At 58.2% G+C, this 20,174-nt stretch carries 19 protein-coding genes; 5 read left to right on the top strand and 14 right to left on the bottom strand.

Annotation, left to right across the window (positions count from 1 at the left end; all coding sequences use genetic code 11):
* Positions 1–16 precede the first annotated feature (16 nt).
* From acnA to ACR0LF_RS00285, 3 genes are all read left to right on the top strand, one after another.
* Positions 17–2,707 carry an aconitate hydratase AcnA gene (gene acnA, locus ACR0LF_RS00295; protein WP_480573272.1) on the top strand — a complete coding sequence of 897 codons (2,691 nt, stop codon included), beginning with the start codon at positions 17–19 and terminating at the stop codon, positions 2,705–2,707.
* Positions 2,708–2,825: 118 nt separating this feature from the next.
* Positions 2,826–4,328 (top strand): BCCT family transporter, encoded by a 1,503-nt coding sequence (locus ACR0LF_RS00290; RefSeq protein ID WP_480573270.1) that lies wholly within the window; start codon positions 2,826–2,828, stop codon positions 4,326–4,328.
* Between the two features lie 137 nt (positions 4,329–4,465).
* Complete coding sequence (locus ACR0LF_RS00285) at positions 4,466–5,167, top strand: SDR family NAD(P)-dependent oxidoreductase (protein ID WP_480573266.1); 702 nt, start codon at positions 4,466–4,468, stop codon at positions 5,165–5,167.
* 29 nt (positions 5,168–5,196) lie between these two features.
* Here ACR0LF_RS00285 and ACR0LF_RS00280 read toward each other — a convergent pair whose 3' ends face one another.
* From ACR0LF_RS00280 to yajC, 10 genes are all read right to left on the bottom strand, one after another.
* A complete protein-coding gene (locus ACR0LF_RS00280; RefSeq protein ID WP_480573263.1) occupies positions 5,197–5,736 on the bottom strand; it encodes a DsbE family thiol:disulfide interchange protein in 540 nt (179 codons plus the stop codon).
* Positions 5,729–5,887, bottom strand: coding sequence for a heme exporter protein CcmD (ccmD, locus tag ACR0LF_RS00275; RefSeq protein WP_480573260.1), 159 nt, complete (start codon positions 5,885–5,887; stop codon positions 5,729–5,731). Before ccmD ends, ACR0LF_RS00280 begins: the two co-directional genes overlap by 8 nt.
* Entirely contained in the window at positions 5,884–6,657 is a 774-nt protein-coding gene (locus tag ACR0LF_RS00270; RefSeq protein WP_480573257.1) for a heme ABC transporter permease, read from the bottom strand. Before ACR0LF_RS00270 ends, ccmD begins: the two co-directional genes overlap by 4 nt.
* 61 nt (positions 6,658–6,718) lie before the next feature.
* Positions 6,719–7,375, bottom strand: coding sequence for a heme exporter protein CcmB (ccmB, locus tag ACR0LF_RS00265; protein WP_480573254.1), 657 nt, complete (start codon positions 7,373–7,375; stop codon positions 6,719–6,721).
* Complete coding sequence (gene ccmA / locus ACR0LF_RS00260; protein WP_480573252.1) at positions 7,372–7,986, bottom strand: heme ABC exporter ATP-binding protein CcmA; 615 nt, start codon at positions 7,984–7,986, stop codon at positions 7,372–7,374. Before ccmA ends, ccmB begins: the two co-directional genes overlap by 4 nt.
* Positions 7,987–8,131: 145 nt before the next feature.
* Positions 8,132–8,485, bottom strand: coding sequence for an Mth938-like domain-containing protein (locus ACR0LF_RS00255; protein ID WP_480573249.1), 354 nt, complete (start codon positions 8,483–8,485; stop codon positions 8,132–8,134).
* A gap of 12 nt (positions 8,486–8,497) precedes the next feature.
* Positions 8,498–9,250, bottom strand: a complete 753-nt coding sequence (locus tag ACR0LF_RS00250; RefSeq protein ID WP_480573246.1) for a TSUP family transporter — start codon at positions 9,248–9,250, stop codon at positions 8,498–8,500.
* Positions 9,243–10,211, bottom strand: coding sequence for a protein translocase subunit SecF (gene secF, locus ACR0LF_RS00245; RefSeq protein ID WP_480573243.1), 969 nt, complete (start codon positions 10,209–10,211; stop codon positions 9,243–9,245). Before secF ends, ACR0LF_RS00250 begins: the two co-directional genes overlap by 8 nt.
* 1 nt (position 10,212) lies before the next feature.
* Positions 10,213–11,874, bottom strand: a complete 1,662-nt coding sequence (secD, locus tag ACR0LF_RS00240; protein WP_480573240.1) for a protein translocase subunit SecD — start codon at positions 11,872–11,874, stop codon at positions 10,213–10,215.
* Positions 11,875–11,907: 33 nt separating this feature from the next.
* Positions 11,908–12,195: a preprotein translocase subunit YajC gene (gene yajC, locus ACR0LF_RS00235; RefSeq protein WP_480573237.1), complete on the bottom strand. Its 288-nt coding sequence runs from the start codon at positions 12,193–12,195 to the stop codon at positions 11,908–11,910.
* A 201-nt stretch (positions 12,196–12,396) separates the two neighbouring features.
* On the opposite strand from yajC, the gene ACR0LF_RS00230 reads away from it, so the two are divergent.
* A complete protein-coding gene (locus tag ACR0LF_RS00230; protein WP_480573234.1) occupies positions 12,397–14,061 on the top strand; it encodes a mechanosensitive ion channel family protein in 1,665 nt (554 codons plus the stop codon).
* 73 nt (positions 14,062–14,134) lie between these two features.
* On the top strand, positions 14,135–15,427 hold the full coding sequence (gene serS, locus ACR0LF_RS00225; RefSeq protein ID WP_480573231.1) for a serine--tRNA ligase: 1,293 nt from the start codon (positions 14,135–14,137) through the stop codon (positions 15,425–15,427).
* Positions 15,428–15,485: 58 nt separating this feature from the next.
* On the opposite strand, the gene ACR0LF_RS00220 is transcribed toward serS, so the two are convergent.
* From ACR0LF_RS00220 to ACR0LF_RS00205, 4 genes are all read right to left on the bottom strand, one after another.
* The gene (locus ACR0LF_RS00220; protein WP_480573228.1) at positions 15,486–16,076 is read right to left on the bottom strand and encodes a helix-hairpin-helix domain-containing protein; all 591 of its coding nucleotides are present in this window, start codon (positions 16,074–16,076) and stop codon (positions 15,486–15,488) included.
* A gap of 92 nt (positions 16,077–16,168) precedes the next feature.
* Entirely contained in the window at positions 16,169–17,152 is a 984-nt protein-coding gene (locus ACR0LF_RS00215) for a fatty acid desaturase (RefSeq protein WP_480573225.1), read from the bottom strand.
* Positions 17,153–17,317: 165 nt separating this feature from the next.
* Complete coding sequence (der, locus tag ACR0LF_RS00210) at positions 17,318–18,781, bottom strand: ribosome biogenesis GTPase Der (protein ID WP_480573222.1); 1,464 nt, start codon at positions 18,779–18,781, stop codon at positions 17,318–17,320.
* A 49-nt stretch (positions 18,782–18,830) separates the two neighbouring features.
* Positions 18,831–20,153 (bottom strand): PQQ-like beta-propeller repeat protein, encoded by a 1,323-nt coding sequence (locus ACR0LF_RS00205; protein ID WP_480573219.1) that lies wholly within the window; start codon positions 20,151–20,153, stop codon positions 18,831–18,833.
* Positions 20,154–20,174 lie beyond the last annotated feature (21 nt).

The following is a 20,174-nucleotide window of genomic DNA, read 5'->3' as shown; positions in this document are numbered from 1 at the left end:
GAGAGGGAGGCCACGGATGCCCATCAAAGTCGGACAGGATACCGCCAAGACACGCCGCAGCCTGAGCGTGAACGGTAAATCCATTTCCTATTACTCGATCCCCGCCGCACAAAAAGCCGGTCTGGGCGATTTCTCGAAATTGCCGGCGGCGCTTAAAGTTGTGCTCGAGAACATGCTGCGGTTCGAAGATGACGGATTTTCGGTCTCGGTCGACGATATCAAGGCCTTCGCCGAATGGGGTGCGAACGGAGGCAAAAACCCGCGAGAGATTGCGTACCGCCCTGCCCGCGTTCTCATGCAGGACTTTACCGGCGTTCCCGCCGTGGTCGACCTTGCCGCGATGCGTGATGGCATCAAAGCTCTGGGAGGCGATGCGCAAAAGATCAACCCGCTGAACCCGGTCGATCTGGTCATCGACCACTCGGTCATGATTGACGAGTTCGGCAACCCGCGTGCGTTCCAGATGAACGTCGACCGTGAGTACGAGCGCAATATGGAGCGCTATCAGTTCCTGAAATGGGGCCAGAATGCCTTTAACAATTTCCGCGTTGTGCCCCCCGGAACCGGCATCTGCCATCAGGTAAACCTGGAGTATCTGGCGCAAACCGTCTGGACCGATACTGACCAGAACGGGGATGAGGTCGCCTATCCGGACACGCTGGTCGGCACCGACAGCCACACCACTATGGTGAACGGCATGGCGGTTCTGGGCTGGGGCGTTGGCGGGATCGAGGCCGAGGCCGCGATGCTGGGTCAGCCGATCTCGATGCTGATCCCAGAGGTTGTGGGGTTTGAACTGACAGGATCGATGGTCGAAGGCACCACCGGCACCGACCTTGTTCTGAAGGTCGTGGAAATGCTGCGCGAAAAGGGCGTGGTCGGGAAATTCGTCGAATTCTACGGCGAAGGTCTGGACCGTCTGCCGCTGGCAGACCGCGCGACGATTGCCAACATGGCCCCCGAATACGGCGCAACTTGTGGCTTCTTCCCCATCGACGGCGAGACACTGCGCTACATGCGCAACACCGGCCGGGATGAGGACCGTCTGGCGCTGGTTGAAGCCTATGCCAAGGAAAACGGGCTCTGGCGTGATGAGAGCTACGCCCCGATCTACACTGACACGCTGACACTGGATATGGGCACGATCGTTCCTGCGATCTCGGGCCCGAAACGCCCGCAGGACTATGTCGCCCTGACCGACGCCAAGGCGGCCTTTACCAAAGAGATGGCCGAGACCTTCAAGCGTCCGATGGGCAAACAGGTCGAGGTCAAAGGTGAAGAATACGGCATGGAATCGGGCAAGGTCGTGATCGCCTCGATCACCTCCTGCACCAACACCTCGAACCCCTATGTGATGATCGGCGCCGGTCTGGTGGCGAAGAAGGCGCATGAGCTGGGCCTGAACCGTCAGCCTTGGGTCAAGACCTCGCTGGCCCCCGGATCGCAGGTAGTGTCAGAATATCTTGAGGCTGCGGGTCTGCAACAGCATCTGGACGCCATCGGGTTCAACCTTGTCGGCTACGGCTGCACCACCTGCATCGGTAACTCCGGCCCGATCCAACGGGAAATCTCGGAAGCCATTTCCGAGGGCGATCTGGTCGCGACCTCGGTGCTGTCAGGCAACCGCAACTTCGAAGGCCGGATATCACCCGACGTGCGCGCCAACTATCTGGCCTCGCCGCCGCTGGTGGTGGTCTACGCCCTGGCAGGCACGATGGACATCGATCTGACTTCGGAACCGATTGGTCAGGACAAAGACGGCAATGACGTCTTCATGAAAGACATCTGGCCCACCCAAAGCGAGATTGCCGAACTGGTCGAAGCTACCGTGACCCGCGAGGCGTTCCAGTCCAAATACGCTGACGTCTTCAAAGGCGATGAGAAATGGCAGGGCGTCGAGGTTCCGCAACAGGAAACCTATGATTGGCCTCCCACCTCGACCTACATCCAGAACCCGCCTTACTTCCAGGGGATGGGTGCGGAGCCGGGTACCATTTCCAACATCGAAAGCGCCAAAGTTCTCGCCGTTCTGGGCGACATGGTCACCACAGACCACATTTCGCCCGCCGGCTCCTTTGCCACGACCACCCCGGCTGGCAAATATCTGACTGACCGTCAGGTGCAACCGCGCGAATTCAACTCGTACGGCTCGCGCCGCGGCAACCACGAGGTCATGATGCGCGGCACATTCGCAAATATCCGCATCAAGAACGAAATGCTGGACGGCGTTGAAGGCGGTTACACCAAGGGGCCTGATGGCGAGCAGACTTCGATCTATGACGCCTCGATGGCTTATCAGGCCAACGGCATACCGCTGGTCGTCTTTGGGGGCGAACAGTACGGCGCGGGCTCCTCGCGCGACTGGGCGGCCAAGGGTACCGCGCTGTTAGGCGTCAAGGCCGTGATTGCCGAAAGTTTTGAGCGCATCCACCGGTCGAACCTGGTTGGCATGGGCGTCATCCCGTTCGAATTTACCGGCGGTGACACCCGCAAGACGCTGGGCCTGAAGGGCGATGAAACCGTCTCGATCCACGGGTTGGAGTCTGTCGAACCGCTGCAAGACGTACCTTGCACCATCGTCTATGGCGACGGGACAGAGAAAACCATCACTCTGAAGTGCCGCATCGATACTGCGCCCGAGATTGAATACATTGAGAACGGCGGTGTGCTGCAATACGTGCTGCGCAACCTTGCGAAGGCATCTTAACCCGATAGCCTAGTTTGCTTTTGAACCCCCGGCCAACCGCCGGGGGTTTTTTGTTTTCTGGCCATTTATTCAGAAACCTGAAACTGTCAGGGAAAGCCAAAGACGGAAACCATTCGCCATGAAGAAACCCAACGCCCTGCTGGTTTGTTCCCTCAGCGTCATTGCCGTAATCGGCATATGGGGCGTCATCGACATCCAGAGTTTGGTGACCTGGGCCAGCGGGATTGTCCAACAAACATTCCACAGCCGCGGCTGGTTCGTCATGCTGGCCGCATCGGGTATGTTGATCGGCTGCCTGGTTCTGGCGTTTTCACACTATGGCAAAATTCGTCTTGGGCAGGATGACGAAGAACCGGAGTTTTCAACGGCCACATGGATTTCGATGCTGTTCTCTGCCGGTATGGGAGTCGGCCTGTTGTTCTGGGCAGTGGCGGAACCGCTTACCCATTTCAACTTCATCTCAGGCATGGCCCCGGATTTCATCGCTGCACAGCAGGCCATGCTGGCGACGAATTTTCACTGGGGTCTGCACGCCTGGGCCATCTATGGATCCACCGCACTGACCATCGCGTATTTCAGCTTCCGGCGCGGCACTGGAATGATGGTCAGCGCTCCGATCAAAAGCCTGTTTCCCGGCGAACGCTGGGCCGAGCGTGTGGGGTGGTTTTCAGACTTCATGGCGATCATCGCAATCTCTATCGGCGTTGGTGGTTCCATGGCCATGGGCGTTTTTCAGGTTGCGGACGGAATCGCGGTTCTGGGTGGCCGTGAAACGGTCGGTGCACTGCTGATCAGCGTTGTCTTTCTGGCAATGGTCGCCGCGTATATCCCTGCGCTTTTGATCGATCTGGGTCAGGGCATGGCGCGCTTGTCCAATGCCGCGATGCTGATCGCGATCGGATTGGTTGCCTATACGGTGGTCCTCGGTCCGACTGAGTATCTTTTGAATACGGTCGTTCAGGGATTCGGAGATTACGTCACCAACGTCATTCCAAGGGGGTTTCAAACTTTCACCTTTTTCGGCGATGACGTCACCAGATGGTTCAGCGACTGGACACTCACCTACATGGTGTGGTGGATCGCCTGGGGGCCGTTTGTGGGCGTCTTCGTGGCCCGCATCTCACGCGGTCGAACGATACGTGAATTCGTGATCGGCGTGCTGTTCGCCCCCACACTGTTCTCTATTCTCTGGTTCGGAGCATTTGGCGGCATTGGTCTTTTCGAGGCGCTCAACGGCGCGGGCGAACTTCTGGCCTATACGCAGACAAACATCGAGCGTGTGACCTTTGCCCTGCTCGACCGACTGCCACTCTCTTTGGTTACGACCCTCGCAACGGTGCTGGCCGCGTTTCTGTTCATTGTCACCAGCGTCGTAAGTGCGGCATTTGTCTTGGGCACGTTCTCGACCGGGGGCGACGAAAATCCTCCTCCGCGCGTGCGCCTGATCTGGGGGGCATTGCTGGGGCTGCTGAGCGTTGCCATGATTCTTTCAGGATCCGTGGACTCGGTAAAAATCCTCATCTCGCTTGGCGCTTTGCCCTTTGTCTTTATTTCAGTCCTGTTGATGGTCTGCTTGTTCCGCGGGCTCAGAGAGGAGGGGCGACGCGATGCTGATCGGTGATCTTACTGATACCCTGATGAACCTCGTGACCTTCGCCTTCATCGCGGCCATGATCTGGATATTGCTGCGCAAGTGATGGGATTCAAAACGCTGAAATCATCGTTGCAACTCGGCCTCTTTGCGGATCATCTGTACCCATGGACAAAGTTGCACTGATAACCGGTGGTGCCCGAGGGATCGGGCGGGCGATAGTCGAAGACCTTGGCCGTGATCACAATATCGCGTTCACCTGGCTGGAAAGCGAGCCTGATTCAGAATTGCAGAGCAGCGACTTCCTGGCGATTCAGTCCGACCTGACACAGGACAATCAACCAGCCCAAGTTGTTGAACAGGTCATTGAACGCTTCGGACGGCTGGACGTAATCGTGAACAACGCAGGCCTTGTCCGATCCACCCCGAAAGAGGAGTTTCGGGCCGAAGATCACGGGGCAATCCTTGATCTCAACCTGCTGGCCCCGGCGGCGTTGCTGGCCGCCGCTTTGCCATATCTGAAACGCGGCGCGTCGGTTGTCAGCATTTCATCGATGAACGCAACTTTGCCGCCACGCGATGCCGTGACCTATGGGGCAAGCAAAGCAGCGCTTAATTTGTGGACCCGAGCAATGGCAAAAGAGCTTGGCCCGAACGGTATCCACGTAAACGCTGTCGCACCGGGTGCCATCAACATCCCCGAGGACCCTCGCTCGGACGATCTGACGTCGCTTTTCGTCAAAGAAACCGCTTTGGGCCGGATCGGCACACCCGAAGATATCGCCCGCGTGGTCCGGTTTCTGACCTCTGACGCGGCGGGTTTCATAACCGGAGAAGTTCTGGGCGTGACTGGCGGCTATCGTTTGTAAACCCGCCTAAGTCTGGTTCCGGGCCCGACTCAGCCGCCCGCAGCTTTTTCCAAAGCAGGACGAAGAGTGTTTTCGATCACACGCTGCGTGATCGGACCAGCAAAGCGCAAAATGACAGTGCCTTCACCGTCAATCACATAGGTTTCGGGCACGCCGTAAAGACCCCAGTCCAGTGCCATTCGGCCTTGCTCGTCCCGGCCAATAGCGGTGTAGGGATCGCCAAGTTCCTTCAGGAAGGCCTCGGCATTGTCGAGTTGATCTTTGTAGTTGATGCCATAGACGGGAATGCCCTCTGCCGCCAATGCTTCCAGATTGGGATGTTCGGCGCGGCAGGGCGCGCACCAACTGGCCCAGTAATTGACCAGTTTGACTTCTCCATCCCGCAGTGTGGAATCGTCGAACAAGGCTTTCTCGGGGAATTCGCTCAGAACGACGGGTGGGGCTTGCTGTCCTTCGCGGGCCGAGGGCAACGCGTTGGGATCATCGCGGAACATGCCGATCCCGGCCAACACCGCGAAGGCACCAAAAATCAACGGCGGCGCGATCATCAGGGGCGAGATTTTAGCCATTGCGCGACATCCTTTGTTCAACTTTTTCCATCTCAGCGCGCACCTTGCGTCCGCGCATCACACTGAACACCACCAGGGCCACAAGCAGTATGATGGAAACCGCATAAGACGACAGCACAGCATCAGCGTATTTTCCAAGATCAGGGATCATCCGCCTACCCTTTCCCGCGCCAACAGCGACTTGACGCGACGTGCACGGATTTCAGTTCCGGTGCGGTACAATACCAAAGCGATGAACAGCAGAACAAACCCAATGATGCACAGCATCAGCGGGTAGAAATAAATATTGCTGACCTTTTCTTCGGTATCCGCCCCGGTGACAGCCGCCGCCCGCATGACCGATGCGCCCTGATGCAAACCCTGGTTCCAGAAGTTCACCGCATAGCGGCTGAGGATGGCAAACACCGACCCTACCAGACACAGGACCGATGTCAGATCAGCCGCCGTGTCCGGGTCTTCGATGGCTTCCCACAGTGCGACATATCCAAGATAGAACAGGAACAGGATCAAAAACGAGGTCAGGCGCGGATCCCACGCCCACCAGGTGCCCCACATCGGCTGCCCCCAGATCGCCCCAGTCAGCAGCGCGATCAGGGTCATAACAATCCCGATGGGCGCCGCCGCACGCGCCGCCAGCGCGCTGACATGGTGACGCCGCACCAACCAGACCAGCGAGGTGGCCAGCATCATCAGCCAGCAATTGATCGCCATCAGCGCCGCCGGGACGTGCAGGTAGATAATCTTGACCGTCGACCCTTGTTTGTAGTCGTCCGGGGTAAAGAAAAAGCCCCAGGTCAGACCGACGACGATGCAGGCGATCGAGACGGTCCAGAAAAACGGCAGGACACGCTCACTGGTTGCAAGAAACTTGCGCGGGTTGGCGTATTCCCAAAGGGCGTTGGCTTTGGCTGCGATAGACATGGGCCCTATCTAGTCCGAGTTGGGGTGGTTCTCAATTGACATCAATCAAAGCTGAGACGGTTCACCGCAGATTGATACGTAGCACAGCTGCGCTGGCAAAGGGCAACAATGCGATGGTCGCAGCCGTGATCCCTGCCAGCATCAACAATGGCGTCTGCACCTCCATACCCGTTGCGCCGCGCCGGGCGACCTCAGCCCCGAAGATCAATGTGGGCACGTAAAGCGGCAGAACCAGTAGTGATAACAGCAACCCGCCACGCTTCAGGCCGACAGTCAGGGCCGCGCCGAATGTTCCGATCACGCTCATGGCCGGGGTTCCGATCAGCAAAGAGACCACGAGCCAGAAGAACCCTGGTACGGGCAGGTTCAGCAAAACCCCTAGAAAAGGGGCTGCCAGAACCAGCGGCAGCCCGGTGGTCAGCCAGTGGGCAAGCGCCTTGATGGTCACAACCGATTCCAATGGCAACGGTGCAGTGGCCAGCAGGTCCAGCGATCCGTCCTCCCAATCCAGAGCCAGAAGACGGTCGAGAGACAGCAGGCACGCCAGCAAGGCCCCAAGCCATAGTACACCGGGTGCAATGGTGGACAGCAGCGAGGATTGCGGCCCCACCGCAAATGGAACCATCACGGTCACGATCAGGAAAAAGGCCAGACCCAACCCGAATCCGCCACCCGCACGGAAGGCCAGTTTCAGGTCACGCAACAAAAGGGCGATCACAGGAAGCCTCCGTCGAAATCGTCAATGGGTTTGGGTTTGGCCTTGTTGGGACCCACGTCCAGAACTTCTCCGTCCAGACCAAGGTCGATATGGGTGGCGATCAGGGCTGACCCGCCCTGCCCGAGATGTGCGCGGACTGCGTCTGCGAACATCTGCACCGCATTCTTGTCCAACGACACCGTGGGTTCATCCAACATCCAGATGGGACGCCCGGTGACCAGCATTCGCGCCAACCCCAGCCGCCGTTTTTGACCCGCCGACAGGTTCCCGGCGTGACGATCTGCCAATTCGTTGAGATCAAAAGCATCCAGCGCCGATTGGATGCCATGTGTTCCAAAGACCGAGGACCAGAAGGTCAGGTTTTCGGTCACTGACAACGTCGGCTTCAGCCCGTCCGAATGGGCGGCATAGGCGATCCGGTCCTCGGCCCCTTCGATCTGCCCTTCCAGTGGAGGTTGCAAACCCGCCAATGTGCGCAGAAGGGTGGTTTTGCCAATCCCATTCGGGCCACGCAAAATCAGCGCCTTGCCCGGCGGCAGCTGAAAGCTGAGGCCTTCCAGAACGGGGATGCCACCACGGGTGATCGCCAGGTCAGTCACAGTTAAAGTCATGAAACCCGCTTAGCGGATTGTCATCAGGGGCAAAAGGCGGGATTTGCCGCAGTCCGGCGGCAGCGGTTCTTGTAACCAAGGGCGGAGTGAGGGGCCAGCCCCTCACACTCCCCGGGATATTTTCGGCCAGATGAAAGGGATCCCGTCAGACAGGGATCAGAGCGAGCGCGATGCGGCGACCCTCGGAGAGCAGCACATTGTAGGTGCGGCAAGCGGCGGGGGAGTTCATGATTTCCACGCCAATTCCGGCGTTTTCCAATTCGGCCCGCAGGGTTTGGGGGATATGGGACATGTCTTTGCCAGTGCCAATGAACAGAACGTCAATGTCATCGGCCATGTTCAGAAGTGGCTGCGCATCTTCGTAACCGCCCCATTTTACGGGCCCGGCGGGACCTGTCAGGACACTGCCTTCGAACACTTCACCCCCGATCCGGAAGAACCCGGGGCCGTAACCGTCCACCGGTTTTGCATCGGTATATGAAACCTGGTTCAGGCGCATGTCATCCCTCATTCAATCCAGGATCGGCAGTCCTGACACCACAGCTGTCAGGATGACCGAATACGCTGCAATGCGATAGATTCGCTCGAGCTTTGGGTCAAAAAGCGCTTTGCCGATCAGTGTTGTGGTCAGGTAGGGCACGCCTAGCAACATGACAACCCACAGGATCGACAAATCCGCAGCGCCTGCGATCAGGATACTGAAGACGATGGCAACGTCCAGCAACGCCAGAAAGATGATCGTATTGGCGCGGATCTTGCGTACATCCGTGGAACTGGCCAGGTAGAACACAATGACAACCGGACCGGTCAGCCCGGTCATGCCGCCGATCACTCCGGCGCTTCCTCCAATCGCAAACCGCCCAGGCATCCCTAGTCGCCCCTGCCAGCGCCATCCAGTTATGACGGCAGACAGGGTCAGGCCGATGATACCGCAGGCGATCCAGCGCAGTACGATTGTGTCCACCTGAGCCATGATCCACAGGCCCAGCGGTACGGTAACGGCAGCAGCTATCCCCAATGTGCTGATCTCGGTCTTGTCGCATTCGCGCCAGGCCTGCGGTGCCAGCGCCAAGGTCGATACGATCCCGGTAGCCGCCATCAGAAACACAACATCCGCGATCGGCAGGAACTGGGTCGCGACCGGAACAAAGATCATTGCGGTGCCGAAACCAGTGAAGCCGCGGACAAGACCCGCGGCTCCGATAGTAAGGACCAACCAGCCCAGCCCTGGCAATGCCAGGGCTTGTTGCAATGCCTCAGGCATCAATATTGGCAAACTGGTTGCCGGCCGTATTCGACGGCTTGGACCAATCGCGCTTGACCCCAAGCCACAGCAGGATGGTCGAGGCTACGAAGACCGACGAATACGTCCCCACGATCACGCCCCAGATCATCGCGAAGACGAAGCCTCGGATAACGTCCCCGCCCAGTACATAGAGCGAGATCAGCGCCAGCAGCGTGGTGACCGAGGTCATGACTGTCCGGCTGAGCGTTTCGTTGATCGAGATGTTCAGGACCTCTTTGAGGTCTTTCTTTTTGTATTTCCGCAGGTTTTCACGCACGCGGTCGAAGACGACCACAGTGTCGTTCAGCGAATAACCAACGATGGTCAGAAGCGCCGCAATGATCGCCAGATCGAAGCGAATTTGCAGCTCCGAGAAGATGCCGATGGTCAGGATCACGTCATGCACCAGCGCGGCTACGGCCCCCAACGCGAACTGCCATTCGAAGCGGAGCCAGATGTAGACAAGCACGGCACCAATGGCCAGTGCCACCGCGATAACGGCCGTCTGGATCAACTCGCCCGACACTTTGGGGCCCACGGATTCTACGGAGACGAACTGAATATCAGGTATAACCTGCTGCAGCGCTTGTTCCACGGCCGTGATGGTCGCTGCCTCCACGGCCTCGGCGTCTGCCTGAGCCTGGATGCGGATCATTGCGACGTTTTCGTCCTCTCCAAAGGTCGGATCGAAAATCTCGGTGATCGTGACATCGCCCAAATCAAGCGGAGCGATGGCATCACGGTATGTGCCCACATCAATCTCGACCGCGCTTTGGGTACGGATGGTTGTCCCTCCGCGGAAATCGATGCCGAAGTTGAGCCCTTGCAGCAGGAACGAGGTGAAGGCAATCACCATCATCAGCCCGGATATACCCAGCCAGATTTTCCAACGGCTGAAGAAGTCGAACGAGGTGTACTGGGGTACGAGTTTCAGTCTCATGTCAAACCTCGATCGTTTTCGGACGGCGGCGTTCGAACCACATGACGACCAACAGACGTGTCACGAAGATCGCGGTGAAGACCGAGGTCAGAATACCCAGCCCCAGCGTAATGGCAAACCCGCGCACCGGGCCGCTGCCCATGGCGAACAGGATGGTCGCCGTGATGAAAGTGGTTACGTTCGCATCCAGAATGGCCGACAGCGCCTTTTCATAACCCAGCTCAATCGCACGTGCGGGACCTTTGGCGGATTTCAGTTCTTCGCGGATACGTTCGAAAATCAGAACGTTGGCGTCCACCGCCATACCGACTGTCAGCACGATGCCCGCGATACCCGGTAGGGTTAGGGTTGCTCCGATCAGGGACAGCAGACCGAACAACAGGCCCACGTTGATGATCAGCGCGATGTTGGCAAAGAGCCCGAACAGGCCATAGCTGAGCGCCATGAAGGTCAGTACGGCGACAAAGGCCACGATGGTTGCGACTTTACCTGCGTCGATGCTGTCCTGCCCAAGCTCCGGGCCGATGGTGCGTTCTTCGAGGAACTCCAGACCGGCAGGCAGCGCACCGGCGCGCAGCAGGACGGCCAGATTGGTGCTTTCCTCTACGGTGAAGTTACCGGTGATGATACCTGAACCGCCCGGAATATGGCTTTGGATCACGGGGGCCGAGATCACCTCGTCATCCAGAACGATAGCAAAAGGCGCGCCGACATTGTCGCGGGTATAATCGCCGAACTTACGCGCACCGGATGTGTTGAACCGGAAGTTGACTGCGGGGCGGCCATTCTGGTCGAACGCGGGTTGCGCGTCGACCAGTTCCTCACCCGTAACAACCGGGTTGGATTCGATTGTGTAGTAAACGCCGCTCTCGTCAATCGAAGGCACGATTTCTTCACCAATACCTGCAACTGCATCCGGATCGGTGCCGCGCCCAGCGACCGGGTTAAACGTCAACTGTGCCGTGGTGCCGATAATATCCTTCAATTCACCTGCACTGCCGATGCCCGGCACCTGAATCAGGATACGATCCGCGCCCTGACGCTGAATGGTGGGTTCACGCGTTCCGACTTCGTCGATCCGGCGGCGAATGATCTCCAGTGCCTGACGCACCGTGCGATCGTCTGAGGCCAGCTGTTCTGCTTCGGACAATTGAACAACGATTGTGTCGCCATCAGCGCGGGCTTCGATATCCGTGGCCCCGACACCAGTCAAAGTCTGCACCTGACGGGCCAGACCACGCACAACCTCCAATGCGCGCGATATGCCCTCGGGCTGACTGATGCGCACACGAATCTCATCAGGGGCTGAATCCTGACGACGGATTGTTCCAACAGTGGATCGCTCATCGCGCAGGGCGTCACGGATTTCAGGCCACATCGCCTCCATCCGGGATTCGTAGACATCCGAGACCTGAACTTCGGCCAGCAGATGCGCACCGCCGCGCAGATCGAGGCCCAAGTTGACCAGAGACGATGGCAGCCAGTTTGGCCACTGAGACGCCTCGGCCTGCATTTCAGGAGTGTCGACACCAAGCTCAATCGCGGCTTTGGCGTCGTTTGATTGCTCGACCCGCGTGTAAAACGCGTTTGGCAGGGCCATGAGCAGGCCAGTCACGCAGACCAGCCAGATCAGAACCCGCTTCCAGGTATCAATTTGCAGCATTACCCTGCCTTTTCAAGGAATTGTCGCGCGAAATTACTTCGCCGGCTCGGTCTTGTTCAGAACCTGCGCGATGGTCGATTTGACCACACGTACCTTGACGTTCTCGGCGATCTCGACCTCAATCTCGTTGTCGCCTTCCTTGACCTTGGACACTTTGCCGATCAACCCGCCCTGGGTGACGACCTGATCGCCCCGGCGCACGGCATCGACCATGGCCTGATGCTGTTTCATCTTCTTCTGCTGCGGACGGATCAGCAGGAAATACATGATCGCAAAGATCAGGATCAGCGGGAGAAACTGGGCGATTGCGCCACCTTCCATGGGATATTCCTTTATTCAGACCTTGCGGCACCGTTCCGCAAATTTGGCCGGAACCTATGCTTTGAGATGCCTGTTTGCAAGCAAAGGCGGTGATGTGTCCCTTCTGAAACTGCTTATGCCACGGCAACTACCGCAAAAGCGTTGCAGATATGTCCTAGGAACAGGGCTGAAACCGGGTATAGTTCGGCATAAGGGGGACCAATGACAACGCCTTTCAAGCCTTTCCTTTTGTTGCTTAATTTCCTGGCTGCATTGTTGGTCAGCCTGTGGCTTGCGGGCCCGGCCCAGGCGCAGGACACGACCACTGAAACCTCCACGTCCGAGACAGCGGAATCGGATGTTTTCATGGCCCCGGTTATCGTCGACGGTGACGTTTTGTTTCAGGTCCGGGGGTCCAGCGCCCTGCCCGCCCCGGAACGCGCGGAAACGGTACAAGACAAGATCATAGAAATCGCCGAAGCCTCCGACGCCCCCATGGTCGAAATCACCTTTGAAGAGACCGAACTTGGCATCTGGATTCTGGCCGACGGAGAGAGGATCTCAATCGTCACCACCGCCGATTCCGAATTGGATCAGATGGAGCTGAGCGTTCTCAGCGTATTGCACGGCAACGCGATCAAACAAGCCATCGAGGCTTATCGATCCAACCGTACAGAACAGGCGCGCGTTTCCGGTGCCATCGAAGCTGCCGCCTGGACCTTCGGTTTTGTTCTGTTCATCGTGATTATCTTGTGGCTGCACCGCCGGATACGACGGAAAACGCTGAAGTTTGTCAAACGCCACCTTAAGGATGTGGAAACCGCCACAGCCAAAAGCGTCCAGGCCGAGGCGATAGCCGCTTTGGTCAGGTACGGGCTGAATTTCGTGCTGCTGGTGATCTTCTTTCTGGGGTTCTATTACTACCTGTCCTTCGTCCTGCTGGCCTTTGCCGAGACCCGTTATTTCGCGCAGCTTCTTCTGACCTACCTGACCGAGCCTGTTCTGCTGATCTTCCGGGGCATCCTCAGCTATATCCCCAACATGATCATGCTGGGCCTGATCACCTGGGTCACGATGTATTTAATCAAGGGCATGCGTGTGTTTTTCGACGCGGTTGAAGCCGGGTCATTCGAACTGGGCGATTTCGAGAAACACTGGGTCAACCCGACCTTCAACATCGCCCGCGTTGTCGTCATTCTGATCGCGCTAGTCTTTGCCGTGCCCTACATTCCGGGGTCGGACTCGGCCGCGTTTCAGGGGCTGACCATACTGGTTGGTGCGATGCTGTCGCTCGGGGCGAACTCGGTAGTCTCAAACATGTTGGCGGGGTTGTTCGTGATCTATCGCCGTTCAACTTCGATCGGAGACCGTATTCAGATCGGGGATCACATCGGCGATGTGGTGCAGATCAAACTGATGGAAACGCATCTGAAGTCGATCAAGAACGAGCTGATTTCGATCCCCAATGCGCAGTTGATGAACTCGGACGTGGTGAATTTCTCGAAGAAAACCGATGGCAGTGGGCTGCTGCTGCACACCACAGTCGGCATCGGCTACGAAGAGCCGCCCGAGAAGATCGAGGCGATGCTGATCGAGGCCGCCCACCGGACCAAGGGGATCAAGGCCAAACCCGAACCTTTTGTTTTGTGGACAGCTTTGGCGGATTACGCGATCAACTATCAGATCAACGGTTACACAACCCGTGGCAGTATCATTCCGAAAATCCGGTCGGACCTGCACCGTAATATCGTCGCGGTGTTCAACGAGAATAGTGTGCAGATCATGACGCCGTCCTATATGGCCGATCCGCCCGAGCCCAAGATCCCGGCTGAGGAATGGGATGGCCATCTGGCGCACGAAACGCACGCGGAGGCGGATAAACCGTAACCGGCGCTACACCCCGCCTTTCAGATGGTGCATAAGCGATTTCAGTGATTCACGCATTTGAGGATTCTGAACCATGCACGACATCCGCGCCATTCGCGAAAACCCTGCCGCCTTCGACGCCGCCCTAGCGCGCCGTGGGGACGCGCCGGTGTCGTCAGATTTGCTCAGGCTGGACGAAAGCCGCCGCGCCAAGATTCTGGCCGCCGAGACCGCGCAGGCGGAGCAGAACAAGGCCAGCAAGGAAGTCGGTGCGGCCAAGGGTCGAGGTGATGAAGCCGAGTTTGAACGCCTTCGCGCACTGGTGGCTGAGAAAAAGGCCGAAGTGGCCCGGATGCAGACCGAAGCCAAGGATCTGGACGCCCTGTTGACGGATCAACTGGCGCGGATCGCCAACCTGCCCGCAGAGGATGTGCCGGAAGGCGCGGATGAGGACGACAATGTCGAGGTGAACCGATGGGGTACGCCGCGCGCATTCGACTTCTCTCCGAAGGAGCACTTTGAGATTCCCGCGGTTGCGGCCGCCATGGATTTTGAGACCGCCGCAAAAACCAGCGGAAGCCGTTTCGTGAACCTGTCCAAAGGGGTTGCGCGCATCCACCGCGCGCTGGCTCAATTCATGCTGGACACGCATATCGACAAGAACGAACTGACCGAGATGCAAACTCCGGTTCTGGTGCGGGATGAGGCGATGTACGGCACTGACAAGCTGCCGAAATTCGGTGACGACAGTTACCAGACAACCAACGGCTGGTGGCTGATCCCGACGTCTGAGGTCACGCTAACCTATTCCGTCGCCGGTGACATTCTGGACGAGGCCACCCTGCCCATCCGTATGACCGCCCACACCACCTGTTTCCGGTCCGAGGCCGGCAGCGCAGGCAAGGACACTTCGGGAATGTTGCGGCAACACCAGTTCGAAAAGGTCGAAATGGTATCGATCACCCATCCGGAAAAATCGGATGACGAACAGAAACGCATGTTGCGCTGTGCTGAAGATTTGCTGGAACACTTGGGTATCCCTTACCGCACCGTTGTTCTGTGCACTGGTGATATGGGCTTTGGCGCACGGCGTACCTTTGACATCGAAGCCTGGTTGCCCGGTCAGGATACCTATCGCGAGATCAGTTCTGTCTCGACCACAGGCGCGTTTCAGGCCCGCCGCATGAATGCGCGTTTCCGCCCTGAGGGCGGCGGCAAGCCAGAATATGTCCACACGCTGAACGGCTCGGGCCTTGCCGTTGGGCGTTGCCTGATTGCGGTTTTGGAAAACGGCCAGAACGCAGACGGGACCGTGACTTTGCCCGAGGTTCTTGCCCCCTATCTTGGCGGCAAGCTGACCCTGCAACTGGACGGTACCCTGGCCTGACAAAACAAAACCGGCACCAACAGGCACCGGTTCCGTAAGAAATGAAAGGTGAGGAAGGTTACTTCTTCGCCTTTTTCTTTTCCTTTTTCTTACCGCTCTTTTTGTCGCTCTTTTTGTCGCTTTTCTTGGCGTCTTTCTTCTTGTCGTCCTTCTTGGACTTTTTGTCCTTCTTGGACTTAGCTTTCACCTTGTCCTTGGCCTTGGAAAACGCGGCTTCCATTTCCTTACGTTTCTTGGCTGCTTTCTCGGCCTTAGCCTTTGCTTTGGCCTTTTTCTTGGCTGCGGCTTCGGCTTTTTCAGCAGCCGCTTTTTCTTCTGCCGCCTTGCGTGCAGCTGCCTCGGCCCGTTTTTCGGCCGCAGCCGCCGCCACTGTCTTGCGCGGGGCTGCTTTACGGGCAGCCGGTTTGCGGGCGGATGATGTTCGCGCCGGTGCTCTGCGCGCTGTAGGTTTCTTGGTTGCGGGCGCCGCGCCAACCGCCTCTTTGGCGGCGGCAATCAAAATCGCCGCGCGCGCCTCACCGATCCGGGGGACCTTCACCAGATCCGCAGGGGCCGCCTTGGCTATCGCTTCTGCAGTCTTGAAGCCATTGGCAGCAAGAGACCGTCCAAGAGCCTCTCCTACACCTTTAACGTCGGTCACTGCGGTCATTATGGGTCCTTTCTCTGTCTGCCTGCATATCCGTATGTACACTGGATATACAGGTCTGCAAGCTTTGCGGCTGCCTCAGCAAGCTCAGTAACCTAGCTGTGTGCCAGATCGGCGCGTTGATCGTGTTTCGGGAAGGGCACGAGGCGTTTTGCTTCCTCATCCCAGAGCTTCAGGTTCAATGCGGCAACGGCCTCGGGGAATTTGATCCGGCGCGGGGTAAATTCAGGCGGCAGGTTATAGTGGCAGGCCCGCAATCGATATGACGGGATACGGGCATTGAAATGGTGGATATCATGCAAGGTGATACAGGCCACCGCGGTATCGAACCACCATCCGAAATCCAGCGCAGACGACCCCTGTAGCGCTGCAATCTGAGGGTTCAGATCAGGACGGCGATCCCAGTAGGTGTCCTCAAAATTGTGCTGAAGATACACGAGGAATACGCCAAGCATTCCACCCAGAAACGAAAACGCCAGCCAGACCCATATACCCGTCATGCCCGCGGCCAGGTACAGCAAACCAAGAAAAACGATTATCGATACGTTGTGCAGCAACACGCCTTTGACGCCAAAGCGCACTGTATTCTTGGGCCAGCGATAGCGAATGAAATACGTAAACATCGCGCCGACTGGCACCAAGATGAACGGGTTGCGATACAGCCTGTAGAACAACCGTTTTTTCCAGTCTGCTTCGTTCCATTCTCGCACGGTCATCGTGTGAATTTCGCCGGTCTCACGATGTTCGAGATTGCCGATACCCGCGTGGTGCAGGTTGTGGTTCTGCTTCATCACCTCGAAGGGTGCAAAGGTAAACGGAGACAGACCATGGCCCGCCCACTCATTCTGCAGTCGCGTCTCAAACAGAGAGTGATGTCCGCAATCGTGTTGCAGCACGTACAAGCGCACTGCCGAAAAGGCGAAGACGATCCCGGCGGGCACCATGACGTACCAGCGATCCACAAATACGATCGCCAGAGCCAGCGACGCGAAATACACCGCAAATGTGCCAAAATAGCTTAGCGCAGCCAATCTGTTGTCCTGAACTGCGTAGTGTCTTGTATATTCCCTCAGATCCATCCAGTCCGCTCCCCACGATGGCCCTGTTATCAACTGTTCAAAATCTGGATGCGGTTTAACCGCGAACAAGCAGTGCGTGTGCCAACAAATGCACACACATGAATGCTAGCGCGCAGAACAGGGGCTGTCACGCCCCCTGAGCGAAAATGCTGAAAATTGGCGCAGTTACGCGCGGCCCTTGAGATGTTTGGCCAATGCACCTGCGTTTTTCTTGCGCCGTCCTTTATAGGGGTTCTTATCCCCCTGCCCGCGCAACGTCAGGCGGATCGGAGTGCCCGGCATGTCGAAATCCTGACGCAGGCCGTTGACCAGATAGCGGGTATAGCTCTCGGGCATCTTGTCGGGATGCGAACACATCACAACAAACCCCGGTGGCCGGGTTTTGGCCTGTGTCATATAGCGCAGTTTGATCCGACGGCCTTGTGGCGCCGGTGGCGGGTGCTGTTCCAGCATGGCAGTCAGCCAACGGTTCAGCGCGGCAGTCGGCACCCTACGGTTCCAGACGTCATGGGCGCGCAAGATCGCGGCGCGCAAACGCTCTAGCCCCCGGCCCGTCTTGGCCGAGACCGTGATCAGCGGTGCGCCGCGCAGTTGGGGTAACAAACGTTCGAACGATTCTTTCAACTCGCGCAGCTTTTCCTGCTTGTTGTCTTCGACGTCCCATTTGTTTACCGCAACGACAACGGCCCGGCCCTCGCGTTCCGCCAGATCGGCGATACGCAGGTCCTGTTGTTCAAACGGGATCGCGGCGTCCAGCAACACCACGACGACCTCGGCAAACTTCACCGCACGCAAACCGTCCGAAACCGACAGCTTTTCCAGCTTTTCCTGAACCTTGGCCTTTTTCCGCATACCCGCCGTATCAAAGATACGCATCGGTGTGCTGTCCCCGTCCGGGTCGGCCCAGTCAAGCCGCAGGCTGATCGCGTCGCGCGTGATCCCGGCCTCGGGACCGGTCAGCAAGCGGTCTTCGCCGATGATCTTGTTGATCAGCGTGGACTTGCCGGCATTCGGGCGGCCCACAACGGCAACCTGCAACGGCTTGGTGGCGGTGATCAGCGGCGCGTCACCTTCTCCGTCCTCGTCCAGTTCGATGTCCGTTTCCGGGGCTTCATCCTCAGCCTTTTCTTCGGCGGCATCCGCCAAAGGCATGAGTTGGGCGTAAAGGTCGGTCATCCCCTCGCCATGCTCGCCCGACAGACGCACCGGCTCGCCCAGACCCAGATTATATGCTTCCAGAACGCCCGCATCAGCCGCGCTGCCTTCGGCCTTGTTGGCTGCAAGGATCACATGCTTGGACCGTTTGCGCAGGATTTCCGCGAACATTTCATCCGTTGGCGTCAGGCCCGTTCGCGCGTCGATCATGAACAGGCAGACATCAGCCATGTCCACGGCGCGTTCGGTCAGGCGGCGCATCCGGCCTTGCAGACTGTCATCCGTTGCGTCCTCAAGGCCCGCCGTGTCGATCACGGTGAAGCGCAAATCGCCCAGCCGCCCTTCGCCTTCGCGCAAGTCACGCGTCACGCCGGGCTGATCGTCGACCAAGGCCAGACGTTTGCCCACAAGGCGGTTGAACAGGGTGGATTTGCCCACATTCGGGCGCCCCACGATGGCGAGGGTCAGCGACATGATACTCAACTTTCAAGACTCAAGATGCGCCCTTTAGCGCATCTTGCCATCAACGGAAAGCGTGTAGATCACCCTTTGTCGAAACGACATACAGCGTTTGCCCCGCCACAACGGGCGCCGTAGTCGCCCCTCCGGGCACTTCGACCTGATGAACCAGTGCTCCGTTAACAGGATTGAAGAACCGCAGATACCCATCATTGGAAGCAATCACAATGCGGCCACCGGCCATGATCGGACCGTAATGGGCAAAGATCGGTCCACGACGGCCTCGTTTGTCTTTCACAAAACCCGGCAAATCCTGGGCCCAGACGACCGAGCCGTCTGCCGCATTCAGGCGGACAAGCTGGCTGCGGTCACTGATCAGGAAAATGCTGTTGCCTGCTGGCCAGACAGTATCGATTGCGCCTTCATCGGCTGTCCAGCGGCGTTCGCCCGAGGCAGCGTCAAAAGCGACGGTCCGACCGGAATGGTTGCCGATATAGATGCTGTTTCCGACAACCATCGGGCCGCCGGTCACATCGACGATTTGCGCAGCGGCCCGTCCCCGACGACCGCCTGCGACCGAGGCATTCCAACGACGGATGCCGCCACGACGGAACGTGGCTGCCACATCGCCGGAGCCAAAGGCAAACACAGCCAGATCCGAAGCGATCACAGGTGCAGGTGCGCCCAGAACGTTGCCGACACTGGGGGTCCCTTCGATTTGCCAGGCGATACGACCGTCTTTGGTGTTGATGGTCCAACCGGTTTCGTCTCCGGCCACCAGATACAACAGCCCGTCATTGACCAGCGGTGCGCCGCTACCAGTCGCATCCAACCGTTTCTGCCACCGTACCGCACCTGTCTTTGCATCCAGCGCGGTCAACCGTCCAAATCCGGACGACACGTAGAGAACGCCGTTCGAATAGGCCATGCCCCCGCCCGTGGCGTCTCTGTCACCGTCGCTTGGGGGAATCAGGTCGGTATCCCAGGCCAACTGGCCTTGCGGAGTGACAGCGGAAACCGTCGCGCCCGCATCCAGCGTATAGATCAAGCCTCCCGCGACCACCGGCTCGGCGGTGATGCGTTGCTTGCGCGAGTCGCCCTCGCCAATCGATGCCGACCAGATTCGCTGCGGTGTCGCGCGCAGCGCAGCGTTTGTGGTTCGGTACGCCGCCGTTCCCGGGCTTTGTGGCCAACTCGCATTCGCTTGCTGACTTGGCAGGCTGATCGGCTGAGAGCCGCTTTTTTCGATCGTTTCCAGATCGGACACCGGACGAATGTCTTCGCGTTCACCTGGAAGAATGGCTTCTGGCTGTTCGCAGGCGGTCAAAGCGGTCAGAGCCAGCGCCGCAACCGGCAATCCCGCGCGGGAAAATAGTCTTGTTACCATAGTGTTCCGAACTCGCCTGTC

The organism is Ruegeria sp. E8, from assembly GCF_056533985.1.
This window is presented reverse-complemented; position numbering and strand designations above follow the sequence as displayed.